The following is a 238-nucleotide window of genomic DNA, read 5'->3' as shown; positions in this document are numbered from 1 at the left end:
GGATTTGTCCACAAAACGTGCAACAGCAATAGTTAATATTCTTAGGGAAAATTCATCTATTAACCCAGAAAATTTAACAGCTGCAGGTCGTTGTGAATATGCACCAATTGCTCCTAATGATACTTCCGAAGGAAGAGCAAAAAACAGAAGACTCGAAGTGGTTCTAACACCAAAACTCGATGAGATTTCAAAGTTGTTAAACGATATGTAAGAATAAACTTAACATAGATTTAGTTCT

General features: G+C 34.9%; 1 protein-coding gene. It reads left to right on the top strand.

All coding sequences use genetic code 11. The annotated features are described in order from the left end of the window. Window positions 1-211, top strand: a 211-nt coding sequence (locus tag ACRHOC_RS15130) for an OmpA/MotB family protein (protein WP_431159440.1), incomplete at its 5' end; no start/stop codon positions are given. Window positions 212-238 lie beyond the last annotated feature (27 nt).

It is taken from the genome of Winogradskyella poriferorum (genome assembly GCF_050618035.1).
GTDB classification, from domain to species: domain Bacteria; phylum Bacteroidota; class Bacteroidia; order Flavobacteriales; family Flavobacteriaceae; genus Winogradskyella; species Winogradskyella poriferorum_A.
This window is presented reverse-complemented; position numbering and strand designations above follow the sequence as displayed.